Raw genomic sequence first — 20,056 nt, 5'->3', positions numbered from 1 at the left:
CCACGCGACAAGGAGCACACGATGAGCACGCACGCCGCCGCAACGGCCACCCCCACGCCGGGCCAGAGAGCCTGGGCGCTGTTCCAGGTCCTCAAGGACAAGGACCTGATTCCCGACGGCTACCTGGAGGGTCTGACCGACATGATGGCCCACCAGTTCGACCCGGCCAATGGCGCCCGCGTGGTGGCCAAGGCCTGGGTGGACCCGGCGTACCGCGCGCTGCTGCTGCGCGACGGCACCGCCGCCTGCGCGCAGTTCGGCTACACCGGCCCGCAGGGCGAGTACATCGTCGCGCTGGAGGACACGCCCACCCTCAAGAACGTCATCGTGTGCAGCCTGTGCTCGTGCACCAACTGGCCGGTGCTGGGCCTGCCGCCCGAGTGGTACAAGAGCTTCGAGTTCCGCGCCCGCCTGGTGCGCGAGGGCCGCACGGTGCTGCGCGAACTGGGCACCGCGCTGCCCGACGACGTGGCTGTGCGGGTGTGGGACACCAGCGCCGAGACCCGCTACCTGGTACTGCCGCTGCGCCCGGCCGGCACCGAAGGCATGGCCGAGGAGCAGCTGCGCGCGCTCGTCACCAAGGACGTGCTCATCGGCGTGGCCCTGCCGCGCGTGGCCTGAGCCGCCCGGCCCCGGTCCTTCCTTTCATCCAACCATTTACGGAGATCCAGCCATGGACGGCTTTCACGACCTCGGCGGTGTCCAAGGCTTCGGCAAGGTGGCGCACGCCATCGACACCGACAGCTACAAGCCCGTCTTCCACGAAGACTGGGAACACCTGGCCTACGGCCTGATGTTTCTGGGGGCGGCCCACCTGGGCAAGTTCAGCATCGACGAGGTGCGGCACGCGGTCGAGCGCATCGAGTTCCGCCAGCATGCGGGCACGCGCTACTACGAGCGCTACGTCATCGCCTCGGCCACGCTGCTGGTGGAGTGCGGCGTCATCACGCAGGAAGAACTCGACGCCGCGCTGGGTGCGCACTTCCAGCTGGCCAGCCCGGCCCGCTCCGGCGGCCGTCCGGCCATCACCGGCCGCGCGCCGTTCGAGGTGGGCGACCGCGTGGTGGTCCGCGACGAGCACGTCGCCGGGCACATCCGCGCGCCGGGCTATGTGCGCGGCCGGCAGGGCGTCGTCCTGCACCGCACCACCGAGAAGTGGCCCTTCCCCGACGCGATCGGCCATGGCGACACCAGCGCCGTCCACCAGCCCACGTACCACGTGCAGTTCGACGTGAAAGACCTGTGGGGCGACGCCGCCGACGACGGCTTCGTGGTCGTGGACCTGTTCGAGAGCTACCTGGACAAGGCGCCCGCCGGGCAGGCCGCAGGCGCGCCGGCCCGGCCCAGCCGGCAGCCCGTCGCGGCATGAGCGAGGCTGCGGCTGCGGCCAGCGCGGCTGCGCCAGGCGCGGGGTTCCGGCGCCTGCCGGTGACCGTGCTGTCCGGCTTCCTCGGCGCCGGCAAGACCACGCTGCTGCAGCACATCCTGCGCAACCGGCAGGGCCTGCGCGTGGCGGTCATCGTCAACGACATGAGCGAGGTCAACATCGACGCCGAGGACTTGCAGCGCGGCGTGGCGCTGCACCGCGGCCAGGACGAGCTGGTGGAGATGCACAACGGCTGCATCTGCTGCACGCTGCGGGCCGACCTGCTGGCGCAGGTCAGCCAGCTGGCGCGCCAGCAGCGCTTCGACCACCTGCTCATCGAGTCCACCGGCATCTCCGAGCCGCTGCCCGTGGCCGAGACCTTCGCCTTCCTCGATGCCGATGGCTTCAGCCTGAGCGAACTGGCGCGGCTGGACACGCTGGTCACCGTGGTGGACGGCAGCCGCTTCACCGAGCTGCTGGCCAGCGGCGAGCGCGTGGGTGGCGGCGCACCAGATGCCACAGCCGGCTCCACGCCCGTGCGCGACCTCTCGGCGCTGCTGACCGAGCAGGTGGAATTCGCCAACGTCATCCTGGTGAGCCGCGCCGACCGGATCGGCGACGAGGGCTTCGCCCAGGTGCGCGGCCTGCTGCGCGCCCTCAATCCGCAGGCCGACATCGAACCCATGGCCCACGGCCGGGTGGACCTGTCCAGGGTGCTAGCCACTGGCAAGTTCGACCTGCCGCGGCTGATGCAGGCACCCGGCTGGATGCGCCACCTGGGCCCGCAGGATGCGCGCGCTGCGGAGTCCGAGGAGTTCGGCATCGGCAGCTGGGTCTACCGTGCGCGCGCACCGTTGCACCCCGGCCGGCTGCTCGCCTGGCTGCGGCAGCCCTGGGGCCAGGGCCGTCTGCTGCGCAGCAAGGGCTACTTCTGGGTCGCCAGCCGCTGGCGCGAGACGGGCATGCTCGTGCAGGCCGGCGGGCCCTTCCGCTGGGACTGGGTCGGGCGCTGGTGGCGCTTCGTGCTCCCGCGTGACTGGCCGCAGGACACGCCGCGGCGCGACGCCATCCTCTCCCGTTGGGAGGAGCCGGCAGGCGACTGCCGCCAGGAGATCGTCTTCATCGGCCAGGACCTGGACCGCGCAGGTCTGCAGCGCGAACTCGACGCCTGCCTGCTGACGCCCGAGGAGATCGCGCAGGGCCCCGCGCGGTGGACGCAGCTGGACGGCGCCGCCGACTTCGACGCCGGGGCCGCCATGCACTGAGCCCGGCCCCGCCACGACCCAACCCCCACAAGGAGACCTGCATGCAAGACACTGCCGGCGGCGCCCACGCCGCCTTCCTCGAAGCCCGCGACTTCCTGCTCGCCCATCGCACCGACTACGAACGCGCCGTGCGCGACTTCGCATGGCCCCGCCTCACGCACTTCAACTGGGCGCTGGACCACTTCGACACCATGGCCGAGGGCAACGACGCGCCGGCCCTGTGGATCGTGGAGGAGGACGGCCGCGAGGAGCAGTGCAGCTTCGCCCAGATGAGCCGGCGCTCCTCCAGCGTGGCCAACTGGCTGCGCGGCCACGGCGTGCAGCGCGGCGACCGCATCCTGCTGATGCTGGGCAACGAGCGCTGCCTGTGGGAAGCCATGCTCGCGGCCATCAAGCTCGGCGCGGTGGTGATTCCCGCCACCACGCTGCTGTCGCGCGACGACCTGCTCGACCGCTTCGCGCGCGGGCAGGTCAAGCACGTGATCGCCAACGCGGACCATGTCCCGAAGTTCGCCGACGTGCCCGGCGGCTACACGCGCATCGTGGCGGGCGGCGATGCCCCGGGCTGGCTGCGGCTGGAGCACGGCTACGACGCGCCCGCGCCATTCGCGCCCGAGGCGCCCACCCACGTCGACGACCCGCTGCTGCTGTACTTCACCTCCGGCACCACCTCCAAGCCCAAGCTGGTGTTGCACAGCCACCAGAGCTATCCGGTGGGCCACCTCTCCACCATGTACTGGCTGGGCCTGCAGCCCGGCGACGTGCACCTGAACATCTCCTCGCCCGGCTGGGCCAAGCACGCCTGGAGCTGCTTCTTCGCGCCGTGGAATGCGCATGCCTGCGTGATGGTCTACAACTACGAACGCTTCCAGGCCCGCGGCCTGCTGGACGTGCTGCAGTCGCGCGGCGTGACCTCGCTGTGCGCCCCGCCCACGGTCTACCGGCTGCTGATGCAGGAGGACCTGGCCGCCTGGCGCGTGCAGCTGCGCGAGCTGATCGGTGCCGGCGAACCCATGAACCCCGAGGTGATCGCGCGTTTCCGCGAGGCCTGGGGCCTGCAGCTGCGCGACGGCTTCGGCCAGACCGAGACCACCGCGCAGATCGGCAACACGCCGGGCCAGCCGCTCAAGCCCGGCAGCATGGGCCGGCCGCTGCCGGGCTACCGCGTGCAGTTGCTCGATGCGGACGACCAGCCTGCCAGCGAAGGCGAGATCGGCCTGGACCTCGCTGCCGGCCCGCTGGGGCTGATGCTGGGCTATGCCGACGATGCCGGGCGCACCGCCGAGGTGACGCGAGCCGGTCACTACCACACGGGCGACATCGCCAGCCGCGACGCCGATGGCTACATCACCTACGTGGGCCGCACCGACGACGTGTTCAAGGCCTCGGACTACCGCATCAGCCCGTTCGAGCTGGAGTCGGTGCTGATCGAGCACCCGGCGGTGGCCGAGGGCGCGGTGATCCCCAGCTTCGACCCGGTGCGCCTGGCCGTCCCCAAGGCCGTCGTCACCCTCACGGCAGGGCACACGCCCTCGGAGGAACTGGCGCGCGACATCCTGGCCTTCTGCCGCGCGCGGCTGGGGCCCTACAAGCGCATCCGCAAGATCGAGTTCGCGCCGCTGCCCAAGACCATCTCCGGCAAGATCCGGCGCGCCGAGCTGAGACGGCTGGACGAGGCCGGCGCATCGGACGCGGGCCGGCTGGTGTTCGGCGAGTGAGCGACGGTTGCTGGCGTCGCGCCAGCGGCGCCCGCCTCAACCCCGCTGCCGGAGTTGGGCCTCCAGCGCCTGCACGCGCTGGCGCAGTTCATGTTCGACCGTGATGTCGGTGATCAGTCCATACCAGCGCGTGACCTCCCCCTGCGCGTCGAACTGCGGGCGCGCCCGGCTGCGCACCCACTTGTGCGTGCCATCGGGCCACAGGATGCCGAACACGGTCTCGAACGGCTGTTTGCTCGGCAAATGGGCCAGCCACTCGGCGCGCACGCGCAACTGGTCTGCCGGGTCCATGCGCTCGCGCCAGCGGGCGTGGCGTTCGGCGCTGGTGCTCATGGGTGACCATTCCCAGGTCTGGCCCATGTAGTCGATGCTGCCGTCGGGGCCGGCAGCCCAGGCCACGTTGGGGGCCAGCGCGATCACCTGGCGGTAGTGTTCGATGGTGTCCTGCAGCGTGCGCTCGGCAGCCACCCGCCCCGAGATGTCGATGGCGAACACCGAGACCCCCAGGATCTGCCCGGACACGCTGCGCACCTGCTGCAGCGCGATGAGGCTGGTGGTGCCGGCGTCGCGGCGGCGGTACTCGATGGGCGCGAGCGGTTCGCCCTTCAGCACGCGCTGCAGCACCTGGATGAAATCCGCCAGGCGCCGGCCGTCCAGCAACTGCTCGACCGCGCGCCCCGTCGCCTGCGCCACGTCCAGCCCCAGCATCTCGCCGATGCGCGCGTTGGCGCTGACCACGCGCAGCTGCGCGTCGAGGAAGCCCAGGCCCACGGGCGCGGCCTGGTACAGCGATTCGAGCTGGTGGAAGCGCTGGAACGGCGAGGTGTCCAGCGGACGGTCCCGTCTGGAGAAGCTGCCTTGCCGCGCCAGCACCTGCTGCGCCTGCGGTGCGGCCTGCGGCGCGCCCCACAGATAGCCCTGGCCGAGCTCGCAGCCCATGCGGGCCAGGATGGCGGCCTGCCGTTCGTTCTCGATGCCTTCGGCCACCACGTGCACGCCCAGGCTCTGGCCCAGGCCCAGCACGGCGGTCACGATCTTCAGGCTGTTGGGGTCGGTCTCCAGGGCGCGCACGAAGCTGGCATCGATCTTGATCTCGTCGAAGGGCAGGGCCTGCAGCCGCGTCAGGCTGGAATGGCCGGTGCCGAAATCGTCCAGTGCCAGCCGCATGCCGGCCTGCTTGAACAGCGCGATGGCGCGCTGCGCCGTGGTGTTGCTGTGGAACAGCGAGCTCTCGGTGATCTCGATGCACAAGCGCTCCAGCGCGAGGCCGCCGGCATGGGCGGCAGCGCTGACATGGCCGACGATGTCCAGGTCCAGGAACTGTGTCGGCGCCAGGTTGAACGCCAGCTGGAAGTCACCCGGCCAGGCGCTGACCTGCGCGCAGGCCTGGCGGATCAGGTGCAGGATCAACCCGTCCAGCAGCCCTGCCTGCTCGGCGACCGGGATGAAGCACGCCGGGGGCACCGGCCCCAGCGCGGGCGAGTTCCAGCGCGCCAGTACCTCGAAGCCCATGATCCGGCGCGTGCGCAGGTCGACCTGCGGCTGCAGGGCCGGCCAGACTTCGCCTGCGGCGACTGCGTTGTGCAGGTGCTCCAGCAACAGCTGCTCGTCCATGCCTGCCTCCTTGATCCTGCGTTTTGACCCAGCGCGGTGTGCTGGATGGCGACCCGGGGACGCGTTGCGGCTATGTCGCCCCGCCTGGTGCGGGGCGACATAGCCAGTGGTCCATTCTCAACTGTCCCGCGGTTGGCGCGATACCCATCGACGCCTGCCTCAGTGCTTTCTCTGGCCTCGGCGACGGGCCGGTTCACACCGGGGACACGGCGCATCGTGGATGTGGCGGCGCCGGGCGTCCGCCGATTGGTGCGTGGCAGGCACCACCGTGCGGCCTGCTGCGGGCCTACCGCCTCGCCATGCCGATTCCTACGATGGACCCACACGGCCACCCTGCCGTGCACCGTTGCCACCACACCAACCCGCGGTTGTGTGGTGTGCGTCGCCAGTCGTACGACTGGCCCGGCCCGGCCCCCTCGGGCCACCCTTTGACTGGAGATTCACGATGTTTTCCGTAGAAGCCCCCACCCGCCCCGCAGGCGCCACCCCCTCCGAACTCGTCCCCTCGCGTTATGCGCTGCAGGTCGGCGACATCGACGTGCTGGTGGTCAGCGACGGCGTGCTGCCGCTGCCCACCGCCACCATGGCCACCAACGTCGACCCGGCCGAACTGGCGAACTGGCTGCAGCGCAACTTCCTGCCGCCGGACATGTTCGACTGGCCGCTCAACGTCATGGTGGCGCGCAGCGGCCAGCAGACCATCCTGGTCGACGCCGGGCTCGGCTCGCAGTTCCCGGGCTTCCCGCGCGCGGGCCAGTTCCCCCGCCGCCTGGAAGACGCCGGCATCCCGCTGGAGACGGTCACCGACGTGGTCGTCACCCACATGCACATGGACCATGTGGGCGGGCTGCTGGCCGCCGGCGTGAAGGAGCGCCTGCGCCCGGACGTGCGCATCCACGTGGCCCGGGCCGAGGTCGACTTCTGGACGCAGCCCGACTTCACCCACACCGATATGCCCAAGCCCGTGCCCAACGTGCTGCGCTCCACCGCGAAGAGCTTTGCGGACACCTACCGCGACAACCTGTGCATCTTCGAGGAGCGGCACGAGGTGGCGCCGGGCGTGGTCGTGCGCCTCACCGGCGGCCACACCGAAGGGCACAGCGTGGTGGACCTGTCATCCAAAGGCGAATGGCTGACCTTCGCGGGCGACGCGATGTTCCCGGTCGGCTTCGAGAATCCCGGCTGGCACAACGGCTTCGAGCACGATCCGGTGGCGTCGGCCAGCGTGCGGCGCGGCCTGTTCGAACAGCTGGCGGACAACGGCGGTCTGCTGGTGGCCGCGCACCTGCCGTTCCCCTCGGTCGGCCGGGTGGCGCGGGAGGGTGATGCGTTCCGCTATGTGCCGGTGATCTGGGATTTCTGAGCCAGCGGTCGCGACGTTCCGCCAGCCCAGCGGGGGCGGAGCGTTCCGCGTACACACCACGGGCACCGGCACCGACCCCGAGCAGCGGTTCGCTGCCGGCTGGTGACCGGACCGAGGCGCCGGCACAGCGCAGCCCGCTCGAGCGCGTTGGCAAGCCGCAGGAGATCGGGGTCTTGATCGCCTGCCGCGCGGGCAAGGAAGCAGGCTACATGACGGGGGCCAGCCTGACGATCGACGGCCGCCTGACCCTGCAGGGACCGCTGGCCGGCAGCGCCATTACTGCGCCGGCAACACCGGCTCTACGCCCTGCTGCTTGAGCAGCATCACCACGAAGGTGGCCGGCTTCGTCTTGCTGGCATTGCGGCCCACGGTGTGCACGTCGTGAGGCCCTTCGTAGAAGGTCTGGCCAGGCTTCAGGCGCACCTCCTTGCCGCCGCGCACGCCCATCACGATCTCGCCCTCCAGCACGTAGATGAAGCCGTGCGCATCGTGGCGATGCACCGGGTCGGCGCCGCCGGGCGGGTAGGTCACCTTCAGCATCAGCACCTCCTTGCCCGGCACGTCGGGCAAGGGCTGGGTGGACAGCGGGGTGACGATGGGGTCGGGCGGCGCGGTCTGCGCACGCCCCGGCTGCGCGAGCAGCAGGGCGGGCAGGGCGATGGCCAGTGCAAGACGGCGGGTGTTCAGGCCGGCTGCCTGGCTGGCGGTGCGGGTTCGGAGGAGATGGCGCATGGGGACCCTTGTGTGGTGGGGGATGGATGCGGTCATCGTAGAAAAGGAATGTGCGGCGCGGTAGGTGGGCACGGGGCGACGGGGTGGTGACCGCCAGTCACCAATACGCCGCCACCGGGACCCGTGGCCGCTGGCCGGATCGCCACCTCGGCCCAGGCCCGTGCGTGCACCCTGCGTCCGCACCGCCCCACCCATTGCTCCTTCCACATCAACACCATCGTCCCCCGCCTGCACCTGGTCCGCGCGCGCAGCCCTGCCTACCATCCCGCCTGCACGCCCGCCGCGTCCCGCCTCCGGCCGCGCAGCCGGTGCCGACACTGGAGACCCTCGATGCCCCGGCTGCAACCGCCTCCGCTCAGCCTGCTGGACCGCCACACCGGCCCCGTCTTCGCGCCGCTGTACGCCACGCGCGTCACGGTCTGTGGGGGCGAAGCGGGGCATGGCCGTGCATCCGGCGTCGCGCGCTCCGACGACGGGGCGCTGGCGCTGGACCTGCGCCTGCCGCCCGCACTGGGCGGGCCCGGCGGCGGCACCAACCCCGAGCAGTTGTTCGCCGCGGCGTATGGCGCCTGCTTCCATGGCGCGCTGCACCTGCTGGCCACGAAGAACGGCATCGCGCTCGGCCGCAGTGCGGTGGAGGTGGCCGTGCGGCTCGGCCGCGACCCGGTGGACGGGCACCACGCGCTGCAGGCCGATGTCACGGTGCGCCTGCCCGGCATGGCGCGGCGCGTGGCCGAGGAACTGGTGTGCGCCACCGAGCGCGTGTGTCCCTACGCCAAGATGGCGCGCCAGGGGATCGAGGGCACCGTGCGCGTGGTGGTGGCGGACGAGCCTGGCAAGACGGTGGGCTGACCAAGCGCTGCAGTGCGGCAGGCCGAGGGTGGTTGGCGGTGCAGTGTGGACGGTTGGGAACAGGTATCGGAGCCGGCCATGCGCACGACGCTGAAATTCAACGGCCCGGCAGCAGCCGCATCTATCGCGCCGTCGGAAGGAGGGGCAGATCCAATCTCTCGGCAATCGAGCACGCAGCGCCGGCAGGGTCGAAAGCCGAGGGGTCCAAGGCGCCCTCGTGTGGGTGCGCGGGCAGGACTGGACCACGCCGATGGGCGATTACCGGTCGCGCATGACGGGGTGGATGCTGCCCTGAGCTGCACGCGTCGAACAGGAAGGGGTGCGGCTTGTGGCGAAGGGATGCTGGGTTTGGCCCCGTGGCGGCGGTAGGCCGGCGCACGGCGGCACGGTGTTGCCCGGTCTGCACCAGTGCGACATCGCGCTCAGGCCCCCGAGCTCAAGCCCGCACGCTCAGGTCGGCGAAGCACTGCAGGTCGGCCGCGCGGATGCGCGTGGTCATGAAGTCGATGAACACGCGCATGCGCGTGGGCAGGTGCTGGCGGCTCAGGTAGCAGATGTAGTGGCCGCGGTCGTCCGGGGCGTGCTGGGCGAGGCAGGGCACCAGCGCGCCGCTGCGTAGCGCCTCGCAGATCAGGTAGCCCGACATCTGCGCGATGCCCTGGCCGTCGAGCACGGCCTGCAGAACCAGGTCGGCATCGTTGTAGGTCAGGCGGGCGGGCGGCTGGAATTTGCGCAGCTGGCCGTCCACCTTGAATTCCCACTCGAACAGCCGGCCCGACGCGAAGCGGAAGTTGATGCACTGGTGGCGGGCCAGGTCGTCCAGCGTCTCGGGCAGGCCGTGCGCCTGCGCGTAGGCGGGCGAGGCGCAGACCAGCATCTGCATGGGAATGAGCTGTTTGGCGATGATCTGCGCGTCTTCCATGCGGCCGTTGCGGAAGGCGATGTCCACCCGGTCGGAGAGGAAGTCGGTGGCCTTGTCGTCCAGTACCAGGTCGAGCGAGACCTCGGGGTAGGCGGTGCGGAAGGCGTGCAGCAGCGGCGCCACCACGCGCCGGCCGAAGCCCACCGCCGCGCTGATGCGCAGGTGCCCACGCGGCGGACCTTCGCGCAGGTCGCGCATCTCCTCCATGGCCTGCACGATGCGGTCCACGCTGGTGTGGCAGTTGGCGTAGAAGAGCTCGCCCTCGCGCGTGAGCGTGGTGCTGCGCGTGGTGCGCACGAACAGCCGCACGTTGAGCTGGTCCTCCAGCCGCTGCACGCTGCGGCTCACGGCCGAGCGGCCGATGCCCAGCCGGTCGGCGGCGCGCGCGAAGCTGCCTTCGGTCGCCACGGCGATGAAGGCGACCACGCCGGCGTAGGTGGTGGCGAAGCTGGAGGCCAGTGCGTCGGGGCGCGGCGCGGGCTGGGCTCGCGGTGGGCTCGGCATGGGCGGGGCAGGTGGTGCGGGAGGGGCTGGTGGCGCGGGCATCCGGGCCGGCTCGGCGAAGGCGAAGACAGAGTTGTGCATGACGGGTTTCTCCCGGTGCGGCGGTCGCGGCGGCGCCCGCTGGAATGGAGCAGCAGCCACCGTGCGCGCCGCGTTGCGCGCGGCCGATGCCGGCGCCGCCGCCGGTGATGAGGACGATCCTGTCCTGGAGCTGTGGCATGTGACGATCCTGCGTGGGGAAGACAGGGGCAGCGGCCCGCCGCGGTCCACCGGGTGGGTCGCGCGTGGACCGCTCCTGACCCAAGACGCAGGTGCCGGCCCGTTTGTGACAGGCGCGCCAGCACCCTGAGGTGCGCAAGACGGCGCGCAGGCATCGGTGCATCCGCGACAGCACCGCGTGCCCTGTTGCAGGCCTACCGGGCGCGCGGGGGCGAAACCCGGAGTCCAACCGCTTTCGCGGCGCCGCCTGAACGCTTCAAGAAGTTCGCGGACACCGTCCCCGCCCCGGCCGTGCTGGCGTCGCCAACGCGCCCTCGTTCGAAGACCGGGCCGTGCTGTAGTTCTTCCAGACCGCGGGGCGCAAGCTGCTGGCCACGGAGACCCGGGCCGGCGTGCAGCACCACGTGGCGCTGTCGGTGGTCGGCGCCGACCGGCTGGTCGAGAGTGCTCGCTTGCGCGGCAAGATCGCGCAGGAGGCGCTGGTCCACGGCGCAGGCATTCCCTGCAGCATCGCGCACTCCACGCAGTTCTTCGAGTTCCTGGGCGCCATCGCCCAGTCGGGTGCCGCGCGAGGGCGCGCGCCTCGGCGCGCTCGGCTTCGAAGCCTGGTTCGCGTTGCCCAGGCCTCCGCGTTGAGCGTGGCGCTGCGGCGGGCGGGTCAGCCTGCGGGCAGCAACGGCACCCAGCCCGGCTGCGCCGCGACGCGCGCCGTCCAGCGTCGGATCGCCCCGAAGCGGGCCATGTCGTAGCCGCCCTGGTCGGCCAGCGAGACGTAGACGGAGACCGCCAGGTCGGCCAGCGTGTAGCGTTCGCCGACGAGCCAGTCGTGGTCCTCCACCCAGGCCTCGAGCGGCGCCAGGGCGGTGTAGCCGTCGCGGTGCAGCCTGGCGATCTCGTCGGCCTCGGCTGCTGCCTGGCCGTGCAGGTGGTACACCCTCGGCAGGGCCAGTGGCTTTTGCAGGTCGGCCTGCTCGAAGAACATCCAGCCCAGCACCTCGGCGCGCAGCCAGGGCTCGGTGGGCAGGAGGGGCGAGCCTTCCGCCAGGTAGGCCAGGATGGCGCCGGACTCGGCGATGCAGCGCCCATCCTCCAGTTCCAGCACCGGCACACGCGCGAAGCGGCTGATGCGCCGGAACGCAGGCGTCCTGGTCTCTCCTTGCGCGATGTCCAGCGTCACGCGCTCGTAGGGCAGCCCGAGCTGGCTCAGCAGGATGCGGATCTTCCAGGAGTTGCCGGACATCCGGCTGTCGTACAGGCGCAGCATGGGCGGGCGTGGCGGGTGGGTGCCGGCCCATGCTAGCAAGATCCTTGCGCGCCGCGCCGCGCAGGGATCTCTCGCGTTCAGGCTGCAGCGGGCTCCGTGGCCGGTTCCGCGCAGCGCAGCGCACGGGCGACGGTGGTGACCCGGCGTCCCTGGAACTGCGCCACCGCCAGGTGGTCGGCATCGGGCTTGAGCGAGTCCATGGCCGAGACGTGGGTGGCGCCGTATGGCGTGCCGGCCTTGAACATCGCCGGATCGGCGTAGCCCAGCGGCACGATGATGAGGCCCAGGTGCGCCATCGGCGTGTAGATCGAGAGCAGCGTCGACTCGTTGCCGCCGTGCCTGGACGAGGTGGAGCCGAACACCGAGCCGACCTTGCCGTTGAGCTTGCCCTGCATCCACAGGCCGCCCAGGCCGTCGATGAAGCTCTTGAGCTCCGACGAGATGGCGCCGAAGCGCGTCGGCGTGCCGAAGACGATGGCGTCGGCCCATTCGGCGTCGGCCTCCGTGGGCGCGGGGTGGCGTGTGTTCATGGCGGTGGCGTTCTCCTGCCAGCCGGGCATCTGGCGCATGAGCTCGGGGCCGACGAGCTCGCGCACGCGGCGCAGCCGCACCTCGGCGCCTGCGGCCGTGGCACCTTCGGCGACGGCCTGGGCCAGCAGCTCCGTGGAGCTGTTGCGGGAGTAGAAGACGATGAGGACCTTGGGTCGTGACATGGCGTGTGACTTCGTGTGTGAGGGGAATGAAAAGGGAAAGGGGTCAGACCACGATGGGTTCCAGGCGCGCGAGGAGCTCGTCCTTGCGGTCCTTCAGCCACGGCGGCAGCTGGAACTCCTGGCCGAAGTGGCCGGGCTCCTCGTCGATGGCGAAGCCGATGTCCGTGGTGGCGGCCTCGAAGATCACGCCGCCGGGCATCTTGAAGTACATCGAGCGGAAGTAGTTGCGGTTCACCGACTCCGAGGTGTCGATGTAGCCCATGCCCATGAACCGCTCCTTGAGCACCATCTGCTGCGCGACGTTGTCCACCGCGAAGGCCACGTGGTGGATCGTGCCCTCGCCGTAGATCGACGAGCCCTGCAGGCGGTCCGGCTCGTGCATGAACTCCACCACAGTGCCGGGCGCGCCGTCGCCGGTCTCGAAGCGGTGGTACGGGCCCGACGCGCCGGCGTAGCGGAACTCCAGCGCCTCCTGCATGAAGCGGATGGACTCGTCCACCTCGCGCAGCGACAGCGTGATGCTGTGCACGCCGCGGATGGCGAAGGCCTCGGGAATGTCCGTGGCCGTGCAGGCCGGCCGCGTGTCGCGGTCGGACGCCACCAGGTCGAACTCGATGCCGCAGGGGTGTTGGAAGCGCAGCCGCTGCTCGCCAAAGCGCTGCACCACTGCCTCGTGCGGCACGCCGTGGGCAGCGAAGCGCTGGCGCCAGAACTCCAGCGCGCCGGCCGGCACCGAGTAGTTGATCACGCGGATCTGGCCCGAGCCGCGCCGGCCGTGCACGCCCTTGTGCCTGAACGGGAAGGACGTGACCAGCGTGCCGGGCGCTCCCTCGGCGTTGCCGTAGTACAGGTGGTAGATCGGCGTGTCGCCGTCGAGCAGCACGGTCTTCTTGACCAGGCTCTGGCCCAGCAGCTTGACGTAGAAGTCCACGTCCTCCTGCGCGCCGCTGACGCAGGCCGTCAGGTGATGGAAACCCTTGATGAGGGACATGTGCCGTTCTCCTTGTGTGGTGGCAATGGGCGTGCGAGTCCGATCGCGCGCGCCGTGTGGCACGCGCGCCGGTCGCGGTGAAGGGGAAAGAGGTGGAAGAGAGGCCGGCGCCGTTCAGGCGTCGACGAAGGTGGCGAACTCGTCGAGGGCGAGCTTGCGCAGCTGCATGTTGTTCTCGGGCCTGCTGTTGTCGGCATAGCCCAGCGACATGCCGGCGACCACCATCTGGTCGTCCGGGATGCCCAGCGCGGGCCGCAGCACGGCCGACTGCAGCGACCAGATCTGCTGCGGGCAGGTGTCCAGCCCGCGGGCCCGCGCGGCCAGCATGACGTTCTGCAGGAAGCAGCCATAGCAGATGAAGCTGGCCCACTCCAGGCGCTTGCACATCGTGAAGATCAGTCCGACCGGCGCGTCGAAGAACAGGAACTGGCGCTCCACGTCGCGCATGCGGCCGGCCTTGTCGCTGCGGTGCACGCCCTGCGCGTCGCCGAGCTGTCCACGGAAGGCCGTGAAGCGCTCGGCATACGGCGCGTGCAGCGGGTCCGGGAAGAACGGGTACTCGTGGGCCAGCCTGTCGGGGCCCGCGCGGAACGCGTCGACCGCCGCCGTCGTGATGCGCTCGCGCGCCGCACCGCTCACCACGTAGGTGCGCCAGGGCTGCGTGTTGCTCGAACTCGGTGCGAAGCGGGCCACGGAGAGGATCTGCTGCACCGTGTCTTGCGGCACGGGCCGGTCGAGGAAGAAGGCGCGCTTGGTGCGGCGCTCGCGGATGAGCGCATCGGTGAAGGCGGTGGAATCCATGGTCGAAATCTCCGTGTCCGGGGTCGGTGGGTGGGGCAGGGAAATCATAGGAAGCGCATCCGCAAATGGAAGCCGGTGGCGCTTGTACGCTCGGTCCGAGAAACCCGAACGATGGCCCGGCGGCGCCTGCGGCCCGTACCATCCGGCGCCACGATGACTGGCGCAAAGGCGACGCGATGCTGGACCTGAAGGATGTCTTCTACTTCGTGCAGGTGGTGGAGCGCGGCGGCTTCACCGCTGCGGCGCAGGCCCTGCGCCTGCCCAAGTCCACCGTCAGCCACCGCATCCAGGAGCTGGAGAACCACCTGGGCGTGCGCCTGATCAACCGCACCTCGCGCCAGTTCTCGATGACCGAGATTGGCGTGGAGTTCCACCAGTACGCGGTGACGCTGCTGCAGAACGCCACCGTCGCCGAAGAGGCCGTGCGCCAGCGGCTGACCGAACCCAGCGGCGTGATCCGCCTGACCACCGCGGTGGAGATCGCGCAGTTCGCGCTGCGCGACCTGCTTCCCGCCTTCCTCAGCATGCACCCCAAGGTCAGCGTGGTGGAGATCGCCACCGACCGCTACGTGGACATCGTGGGCGAGGGCTTCGACATCGCGATCCGTGGCCACACCTCCACGCTGCAGAGCTCCAACCTGGTGCAGCGCACGATCGCCAGCGTGCCGTGGTGCCTGTATGCGGGCCGCGGCTACCTGGCGCAGCGGCGGCTGCCTGCCGCGCCGCAGGACCTGGCCGAGCACGCCACCATCTCCATGGTCTGGCCCGGGCCTTTGCAGTGGCAGCTCAAGGGACCGGGGCAGCAGCAGGTCGCGGTGCCCATCGCGCCGCGCTTCCAGAGCAACAGCCTGGTCACGCTCAAGGAAGCGGCCACCGCCAACCTGGGCATCGCCGCGCTGCCGGCCTACATCTGCAAGGACGAGCTCAAGGACGGCACGCTGCAGCAGATCCTGCCCGGCTGGATCGCGTCGGAGGCGTGGATCTCCGCGCTGATCCCGTACCGCACCGGGCTGCTGCCTGCGGTGCGCGCGCTGGTCGATTTCCTGGCGGCGGAGATCCCCAAGGTGACGGTGCTCGCGCCCGACTGAGGTCTCCCGACCCGTCGTCCAAACCCATGGACGCAGCGTCCGCCCGCGGCATGGCCCACGGCGTGCTTGCCACGACTATCTTCACGCCGCGGAGCGAGGCCATCGGGCGAACGCTCGCACCACGGAGTTGACCCATGCAGAAATTGAGTTGCCTGCCGCAGGACGCCGTCGTCTGGGGCCAGGGCGTGCTGTCTGCCGCCGCCGCGGCGTTGCCCACGTACGGACTGGCCCGGCCGATCACCTTCACCGTCGAGCCGCTGCGCCCGCTGTACGCAGCGCAGCTCGCGCCGCACATCCAGGACAGCGCCGGTGTGTTCACCGACTTTCCGCCGCATGTGCCGGACACGGCCGTGCGCGCCGCGCTGCAGGCTGCGCGCGCCGGTGGCGCGGCGGCTATCGTCGCGCTGGGTGGCGGCTCGGTGCTGGACGCGGCCAAGGCCGTCTCGCACCTGCACCAGCAGGAAACCGGGCGCCACCTGCCCATTGCCGCCTTCGCCACCATGCTGTCGGGCTCGGAGTATTCGCACTACTTCGGCATCACCGAGACCGGTGGCGCGCAGAAGCTCAAGCGCAGCTACGCCGTGCGCGAGACGGTGCCCCGCCTCGTGGTGACCGACCCGCTGCTGGTGCAGGGCACGCCACGCGCTCTGCTGCTGGCCTCGGCCATCAAGGGCATCGACCATGCGGTCGAAGGCATGCGCCAGGTAGGGCGCGACCACCCGCACGCCATCCTCGCGGCCAGCGGCGCGCAGCGCCTGCTCGGTGTGCTCGAGCGCTGGCCGCGCACGGGGGAGACGCAGCAGGCGCTGGACGCCGGCCTCGTGACGCTGGACGACCTGCTGCAGCTGCAGCTGGGCGCCTGGCAGTGCTACTTCTTCCCGGCCTCGGTGGTGTATGGGCTCAGCCACCGCATCGGCCACATCCTGGGGGGCACCTTCGGCCTGCCGCACAGCGCCACCTCGTGCATCACGCTGGCGCCCGTCATCCAGGCCTGCGCGGCACGCTACGGCGACCGGTTCGAAGGCTTCGCACCAGGCCGCGGCGCGGCCGCGGCCACGCAGTTGGCCGAGCGCATCGCCGGCACGGTGGCGCACCTGGGCCTGCCCACCCGCCTGCGCGACTTCGGCCTGGACGCGGTCCTCCTGCCCGAGATCGCCCGCCTGTTGCTGGCGAACTACCCCGCCGAGGTCGCCGACCTGGGCGACGGCGCCGAGACGAAGCTGCATGCGCTGCTGGAGGCCTTGTGGTGAGCACGCACTGCCTGCGCGCGGCGCGCGCGGCACTGGCCGCAGGCCGGCTCACGGCCACCGCGCTGGTGCGGCAGGCCCTGGACCGGGCCGAGGCGAGCAAGCAGTCGCTGAACGCCTTCGCCGCCATCGACTGGGACCGGGCATTGCGCGCCGCGGCCGACAGCGACCAACGCTATGCCCAGGGCCGCCCGCGTGCGCTGGAGGGCCTGCCCATCGGCGTGAAGGACCTGATCGACACGCGGGGCCTGGAGACACGCTACGGCTCGCGCGCGTACCTGGGCCATGTGCCGGCGTGCGATGCGGACGTGGTGCGCACGCTGGCCGAATGCGGCGCCATCGTGGTGGGCAAGACCACCACGCACGAGTTCGCCTGGGGCGTGAGCACCGCGCACCCGGAGTTCGGCGACACGCGCAACCCGCTGGACCGCACGCGCATGCCCGGCGGCTCCAGCGGTGGCATGGCCGCCGCCATCGGCGACGGTGCCGTGGCCGCCGGGCTGGGCACGGACACCGGTGGCTCGGTGCGCATCCCCGCAGCGCTGTGCGGCGTGGCGGGCTTCAAGCCCACGCTGGGCGCGTTGTCCACGCACGGCGTGTTCCCGCTGGCGCCGACGCTGGACCACCCCGGCCTGCTGGGGCGCTGCGTGGACGACATCGTGCTGCTGGCCGCGCCCTTCGGCATCGAGGTGCCCGACAGCGACGCCTGGGTCTCCGCGCGGCTGGGCATCGTGCCGGCCATCGCGCCCATCGCACCGAGCCACGCGGTGGACGCCAGCTTTCGCCGTGCCGTCGCCACGCTGGGCGCGACGTTCGCCTGCAGCGCCGTGGACGACACCACGCTGTTCGACGGCGTGTTCGGCGCGTTCGCACGCATCGTGCTGGCCGAAGGCGCGGTCGAGCACTGGCGCCGCCACACGCCCGAGCGCATCGCCGCCGGCTACATGCCCGAGACGGCCGAACGCCTGCAGGCCGCACGCGCCCTGGTGCTCGGCGACTACGCCGATGCGCAACAACTGCGGCTGCGCTTCACGGCGCGCCTGCAGGCACTGATGGCGCGGCACGACTACCTGCTGCTGCCCACCTGCCCCTGCCATGCGCCGGCGCTGCAGGCGGCCAGCGTGCAGGTGGGCGACTGGCGCGGCAGCGTGCGCGAGGCCTTGATGACCTACACGGCCCCCTTCAACGTGGCGGGCTTTCCGGCCATCTCCATCCCGCTGCCCGCGACCGACGGCGGCCTGCCGGCGGCGCTGCAGATCGTCGCGCGTCCGGGCGACGACGGCGCGCTGCTGCAGATCGCCCAGCAGATCGAGGGCCTGCTGGCCCCGGCGCTGCCGGGCTGACATCCCTTCCTTTTCCACCCACCACGAGGAACACCATGGACCACCCCAACCCCTGGGCGGCACGGGCCGCCGCTGCGCGCGCGGCGATCGCCGACCCCGCCCGCATCACCACCGTCGGCACGGCCGGTGCCGGGGGCGAGCCCCGCTTCGAGCTGTTCCACGCGGCCAGCTCGCTGTGCTCGCAGAAGGTGCGCACGGTGCTGGCGGAAAAGCGGCTGCCGTACCGCTCCAGCGAGATGGCGATCCTGGGCCACATGGGGCCGGACGACCTGGTCATGGCCGAGCACTACGACCCCGCCTACGTGCGCATGCGCCTGGCGGCCGGCCGCGCGCTGGGCCGGGCGTTCGTGAGCGGCTACAGCGGCCGGACCGCGGTCGAGACCGAGGGCTTCGACCCCTGCGTGGTGCCGCTGCTGATCGACCACCAGGCCGGGCGCGCCGTCGTCGACTCGCGCGCCATCTGCATCTACCTCGACGCGGTCTCGCCGCACCCGGTGCAGCTGCTGCCCGAGGCGCCGGCAGAGCGTGCGGCCGTGCTGCACCAAGTCGGCATCGTGGACCGGGTCCCGAACGGCGCGCTGCTGTACGGCTTTCATCCCGATGCCGACGACCGGCCCGCCGCGCTGAAGGAGGCGATGTCCACCGTCTACGAACTCAAGATCCTGGCGCTGAAGCGCCTCGTCGCCGCCCATGCCGGCGACGCCGAGCTCGTCGCGGCCTACCGCGCCAAGATCGCCAAGGAGCGCGGCGGCCTGCAGGTGCGGCGCGATGCGGCCTTCCAGCGCGCCGCGCGGCAGCACGTGCAGGCCGTGCTGGGCCAGCTCGAGCAGGACCTGGTCACCGAGCCGTTCTCGCAACTGGACCGCGGTGGCTTCACGCTGGCCGACGCGCTGTGGGGCGTGAACCTCGTGCGCATGCGCTATCTGGGCATGGCGCCGCTGTGGGCCGCTCTGCCGCGCGTGGGCGCCTATGCCGACGCATTGGTGCACCGCCCCTCGCTGTGCCGCGAGGCGGTGCAGGCCTCGTTGCAGTCCATGCCACCCTCCGACCACATGCAGTCCATCGCCGGCTGCTGATCCACCGCCACCCCCCTTTTGCACAGGAGAACACCATGAACGCCCCCCAAGCCCTGCCGGACCCGCTCGCAGCGACGCATGCGCGTGGCCAGACACCCTACAGCGCCTGGATCCAGACCGACGTGCTGCACCAACTGCAGCAGACCGTGAGCGAGCACCCGGGCGAGCGCTCGTGGATCGTCCACGTGCAGGTCTCCGAGCTGTACTGGATGCTGATCGTCCAGGAGCTGCAGGCCGCCCAGGCCTGCCTGCGCGCAGGCGACCTGGCGCAGGCCCAGGCCACGCTGGAGCGCGTGGTCGCCCACCATGCGCCGCTGGACGCCATCTGGCGCTCCATTGCCTGGATGACGCCCAACGACCTGCTGGCCATCCTGCCGCGCGCCGCCGCCACGCACGGCCAGGACACGGCGCTGCAGGGCTGGACGTACCGGCACATGGTCTACCTGCTGGGCATCAAGCAGGCCGAGCACCTGCAGCACTTCGCACCGCAGCCGCAGCGCCTGCAGCAGCTGCAGCAGGCGCTGGCGTCGCCCAGCCTGTACGACGACGTGCTGGCCTACCTGCACCGCGCGGGCCACGCGGTACCGGCCGACGTGCTCGCGCACGATCCTGCCCAGCCCTATGTGCCGAGCGCGCAGGTGGAACAGGCCTGGCGCGCCATCTACGCCGAACCCGGCCACCACGGCCCGCACGCGGCGCTGCAGCGTCTGGGCGAAACGCTGGCCGACATCGCCGAAGGCTTCATGCAGTGGAAGTTCCGCCACCTGATGGCCACGCGGCGCACCTTCGGCAGACGGCCCGCCTACTTCGGGACCGAAGGCGTGGCCTGGCTGGCGCCGACGATGCAAGAGATTCCATTCCCCGAGCTGTGGTCGGCACGGACCAGCATCGGCAACCCGGTGGCGGCGGCCGGGGCATCCCCCTGTCCGCATCTGGCGCGGCAGGCCGGCTGAAGACCAGCCTGCGCCGCGCGCCATC

The 20,056-nt window shown here is 71.2% G+C and carries 18 protein-coding genes and 1 pseudogene; 12 read left to right on the top strand and 7 right to left on the bottom strand.

Annotated features, from left to right (window positions below; genetic code table 11):
• The first annotated feature begins 21 nt into the window (after positions 1-21).
• From nthA to ASF45_RS02530, 4 genes are read left to right on the top strand one after another with little or no spacing between them, the layout of a single operon-like run.
• Entirely contained in the window at positions 22-621 is a 600-nt protein-coding gene (gene nthA / locus ASF45_RS02545; protein WP_056656362.1) for a nitrile hydratase subunit alpha, read from the top strand.
• Between the two features lie 52 nt (positions 622-673).
• Entirely contained in the window at positions 674-1,369 is a 696-nt protein-coding gene (gene nthB, locus ASF45_RS02540; protein ID WP_056656359.1) for a nitrile hydratase subunit beta, read from the top strand.
• Complete coding sequence (locus ASF45_RS02535) at positions 1,366-2,631, top strand: GTP-binding protein (RefSeq protein WP_056656356.1); 1,266 nt, start codon at positions 1,366-1,368, stop codon at positions 2,629-2,631. The genes nthB and ASF45_RS02535 overlap by 4 nt, the downstream gene beginning before the upstream one ends.
• A 41-nt stretch (positions 2,632-2,672) precedes the next feature.
• Positions 2,673-4,349, top strand: coding sequence for an AMP-binding protein (locus ASF45_RS02530; protein WP_056656352.1), 1,677 nt, complete (start codon positions 2,673-2,675; stop codon positions 4,347-4,349).
• A gap of 36 nt (positions 4,350-4,385) precedes the next feature.
• Here the strand turns inward: ASF45_RS02530 and ASF45_RS02525 are convergent, their stop codons facing one another.
• Entirely contained in the window at positions 4,386-5,963 is a 1,578-nt protein-coding gene (locus tag ASF45_RS02525; protein WP_056656350.1) for an EAL domain-containing protein, read from the bottom strand.
• 445 nt (positions 5,964-6,408) lie between these two features.
• On the opposite strand from ASF45_RS02525, the gene ASF45_RS02520 reads away from it, so the two are divergent.
• Positions 6,409-7,326 (top strand): MBL fold metallo-hydrolase, encoded by a 918-nt coding sequence (locus ASF45_RS02520; protein ID WP_056656347.1) that lies wholly within the window; start codon positions 6,409-6,411, stop codon positions 7,324-7,326.
• A 276-nt stretch (positions 7,327-7,602) separates the two neighbouring features.
• Here the strand turns inward: ASF45_RS02520 and ASF45_RS02515 are convergent, their stop codons facing one another.
• Complete coding sequence (locus ASF45_RS02515; RefSeq protein ID WP_056656344.1) at positions 7,603-8,058, bottom strand: cupin domain-containing protein; 456 nt, start codon at positions 8,056-8,058, stop codon at positions 7,603-7,605.
• Between the two features lie 330 nt (positions 8,059-8,388).
• Here ASF45_RS02515 and ASF45_RS02510 point away from each other — a divergent pair, with 330 nt between their 5' ends.
• Positions 8,389-8,910: an Ohr family peroxiredoxin gene (locus ASF45_RS02510; RefSeq protein WP_056656341.1), complete on the top strand. Its 522-nt coding sequence runs from the start codon at positions 8,389-8,391 to the stop codon at positions 8,908-8,910.
• Positions 8,911-9,346: 436 nt separating this feature from the next.
• On the opposite strand, the gene ASF45_RS02505 is transcribed toward ASF45_RS02510, so the two are convergent.
• Positions 9,347-10,336: a LysR family transcriptional regulator gene (locus ASF45_RS02505; protein ID WP_056656338.1), complete on the bottom strand. Its 990-nt coding sequence runs from the start codon at positions 10,334-10,336 to the stop codon at positions 9,347-9,349.
• Between the two features lie 518 nt (positions 10,337-10,854).
• On the opposite strand from ASF45_RS02505, the pseudogene ASF45_RS36225 reads away from it, so the two are divergent.
• A pseudogene (locus ASF45_RS36225) lies at positions 10,855-11,118 on the top strand (NmrA family transcriptional regulator); the annotation flags it as partial.
• A 95-nt stretch (positions 11,119-11,213) separates the two neighbouring features.
• On the opposite strand, the gene ASF45_RS02495 reads toward ASF45_RS36225, so the two are convergent.
• The 4 genes from ASF45_RS02495 to ASF45_RS02480 form a co-directional block, all read right to left on the bottom strand.
• A complete protein-coding gene (locus ASF45_RS02495) occupies positions 11,214-11,819 on the bottom strand; it encodes a glutathione S-transferase family protein (protein WP_056656332.1) in 606 nt (201 codons plus the stop codon).
• Between the two features lie 77 nt (positions 11,820-11,896).
• Positions 11,897-12,532 (bottom strand): NAD(P)H:quinone oxidoreductase, encoded by a 636-nt coding sequence (gene wrbA, locus ASF45_RS02490; protein WP_056656328.1) that lies wholly within the window; start codon positions 12,530-12,532, stop codon positions 11,897-11,899.
• A gap of 43 nt (positions 12,533-12,575) precedes the next feature.
• On the bottom strand, positions 12,576-13,523 hold the full coding sequence (locus tag ASF45_RS02485; RefSeq protein ID WP_056656325.1) for a ring-cleaving dioxygenase: 948 nt from the start codon (positions 13,521-13,523) through the stop codon (positions 12,576-12,578).
• A 114-nt stretch (positions 13,524-13,637) separates the two neighbouring features.
• Positions 13,638-14,324 carry a nitroreductase gene (locus ASF45_RS02480; protein WP_056656319.1) on the bottom strand — a complete coding sequence of 229 codons (687 nt, stop codon included), beginning with the start codon at positions 14,322-14,324 and terminating at the stop codon, positions 13,638-13,640.
• A 176-nt stretch (positions 14,325-14,500) separates the two neighbouring features.
• On the opposite strand from ASF45_RS02480, the gene ASF45_RS02475 reads away from it, so the two are divergent.
• The 5 genes from ASF45_RS02475 (at position 14,501) to ASF45_RS02455 (ending at position 20,031) form a co-directional block, all read left to right on the top strand.
• Positions 14,501-15,412, top strand: a complete 912-nt coding sequence (locus ASF45_RS02475; RefSeq protein WP_056656315.1) for a LysR substrate-binding domain-containing protein — start codon at positions 14,501-14,503, stop codon at positions 15,410-15,412.
• A gap of 134 nt (positions 15,413-15,546) precedes the next feature.
• On the top strand, positions 15,547-16,662 hold the full coding sequence (locus ASF45_RS02470; RefSeq protein WP_056656312.1) for an iron-containing alcohol dehydrogenase: 1,116 nt from the start codon (positions 15,547-15,549) through the stop codon (positions 16,660-16,662).
• Entirely contained in the window at positions 16,659-18,002 is a 1,344-nt protein-coding gene (locus ASF45_RS02465; RefSeq protein WP_235580784.1) for an amidase, read from the top strand. The genes ASF45_RS02470 and ASF45_RS02465 overlap by 4 nt, the downstream gene beginning before the upstream one ends.
• Before the next feature lie 35 nt (positions 18,003-18,037).
• Entirely contained in the window at positions 18,038-19,078 is a 1,041-nt protein-coding gene (locus tag ASF45_RS02460; protein ID WP_056656305.1) for a glutathione S-transferase family protein, read from the top strand.
• Between the two features lie 35 nt (positions 19,079-19,113).
• On the top strand, positions 19,114-20,031 hold the full coding sequence (locus ASF45_RS02455; protein WP_056656302.1) for a tryptophan 2,3-dioxygenase: 918 nt from the start codon (positions 19,114-19,116) through the stop codon (positions 20,029-20,031).
• Positions 20,032-20,056: the final 25 nt, after the last annotated feature.

The sequence above is a fragment of the Pseudorhodoferax sp. Leaf265 genome (assembly GCF_001422365.1).
GTDB lineage: Bacteria > Pseudomonadota > Gammaproteobacteria > Burkholderiales > Burkholderiaceae_C > Pseudorhodoferax.
Note: the sequence above shows the minus strand (reverse complement) of the source record. Positions and strands in the feature narration are given on the sequence as shown.

Excerpts from the sequence above, each read along its gene's own strand:
- ASF45_RS02530 (WP_056656352.1), top strand. The coding sequence starts at position 2,673 with ATGCAAGACACTGCCGGCGGCGCCCACGCCGCCTTCCTCGAAGCCCGC.
- ASF45_RS02455 (WP_056656302.1), top strand. The coding sequence starts at position 19,114 with ATGAACGCCCCCCAAGCCCTGCCGGACCCGCTCGCAGCGACGCATGCG.
- ASF45_RS02525 (WP_056656350.1), bottom strand. The coding sequence starts at position 5,963 with ATGGACGAGCAGCTGTTGCTGGAGCACCTGCACAACGCAGTCGCCGCA.
- ASF45_RS02485 (WP_056656325.1), bottom strand. The coding sequence starts at position 13,523 with ATGTCCCTCATCAAGGGTTTCCATCACCTGACGGCCTGCGTCAGCGGC.
- ASF45_RS02505 (WP_056656338.1), bottom strand. The coding sequence starts at position 10,336 with ATGCCGAGCCCACCGCGAGCCCAGCCCGCGCCGCGCCCCGACGCACTG.
- ASF45_RS02475 (WP_056656315.1), top strand. The coding sequence starts at position 14,501 with ATGCTGGACCTGAAGGATGTCTTCTACTTCGTGCAGGTGGTGGAGCGC.
- wrbA (WP_056656328.1), bottom strand. The coding sequence starts at position 12,532 with ATGTCACGACCCAAGGTCCTCATCGTCTTCTACTCCCGCAACAGCTCC.
- ASF45_RS02510 (WP_056656341.1), top strand. The coding sequence starts at position 8,389 with ATGCCCCGGCTGCAACCGCCTCCGCTCAGCCTGCTGGACCGCCACACC.
- ASF45_RS02495 (WP_056656332.1), bottom strand. The coding sequence starts at position 11,819 with ATGCTGCGCCTGTACGACAGCCGGATGTCCGGCAACTCCTGGAAGATC.
- ASF45_RS02535 (WP_056656356.1), top strand. The coding sequence starts at position 1,366 with ATGAGCGAGGCTGCGGCTGCGGCCAGCGCGGCTGCGCCAGGCGCGGGG.
- ASF45_RS02520 (WP_056656347.1), top strand. The coding sequence starts at position 6,409 with ATGTTTTCCGTAGAAGCCCCCACCCGCCCCGCAGGCGCCACCCCCTCC.
- ASF45_RS02470 (WP_056656312.1), top strand. The coding sequence starts at position 15,547 with ATGCAGAAATTGAGTTGCCTGCCGCAGGACGCCGTCGTCTGGGGCCAG.
- ASF45_RS02480 (WP_056656319.1), bottom strand. The coding sequence starts at position 14,324 with ATGGATTCCACCGCCTTCACCGATGCGCTCATCCGCGAGCGCCGCACC.
- ASF45_RS02460 (WP_056656305.1), top strand. The coding sequence starts at position 18,038 with ATGGACCACCCCAACCCCTGGGCGGCACGGGCCGCCGCTGCGCGCGCG.
- nthA (WP_056656362.1), top strand. The coding sequence starts at position 22 with ATGAGCACGCACGCCGCCGCAACGGCCACCCCCACGCCGGGCCAGAGA.
- nthB (WP_056656359.1), top strand. The coding sequence starts at position 674 with ATGGACGGCTTTCACGACCTCGGCGGTGTCCAAGGCTTCGGCAAGGTG.
- ASF45_RS02515 (WP_056656344.1), bottom strand. The coding sequence starts at position 8,058 with ATGCGCCATCTCCTCCGAACCCGCACCGCCAGCCAGGCAGCCGGCCTG.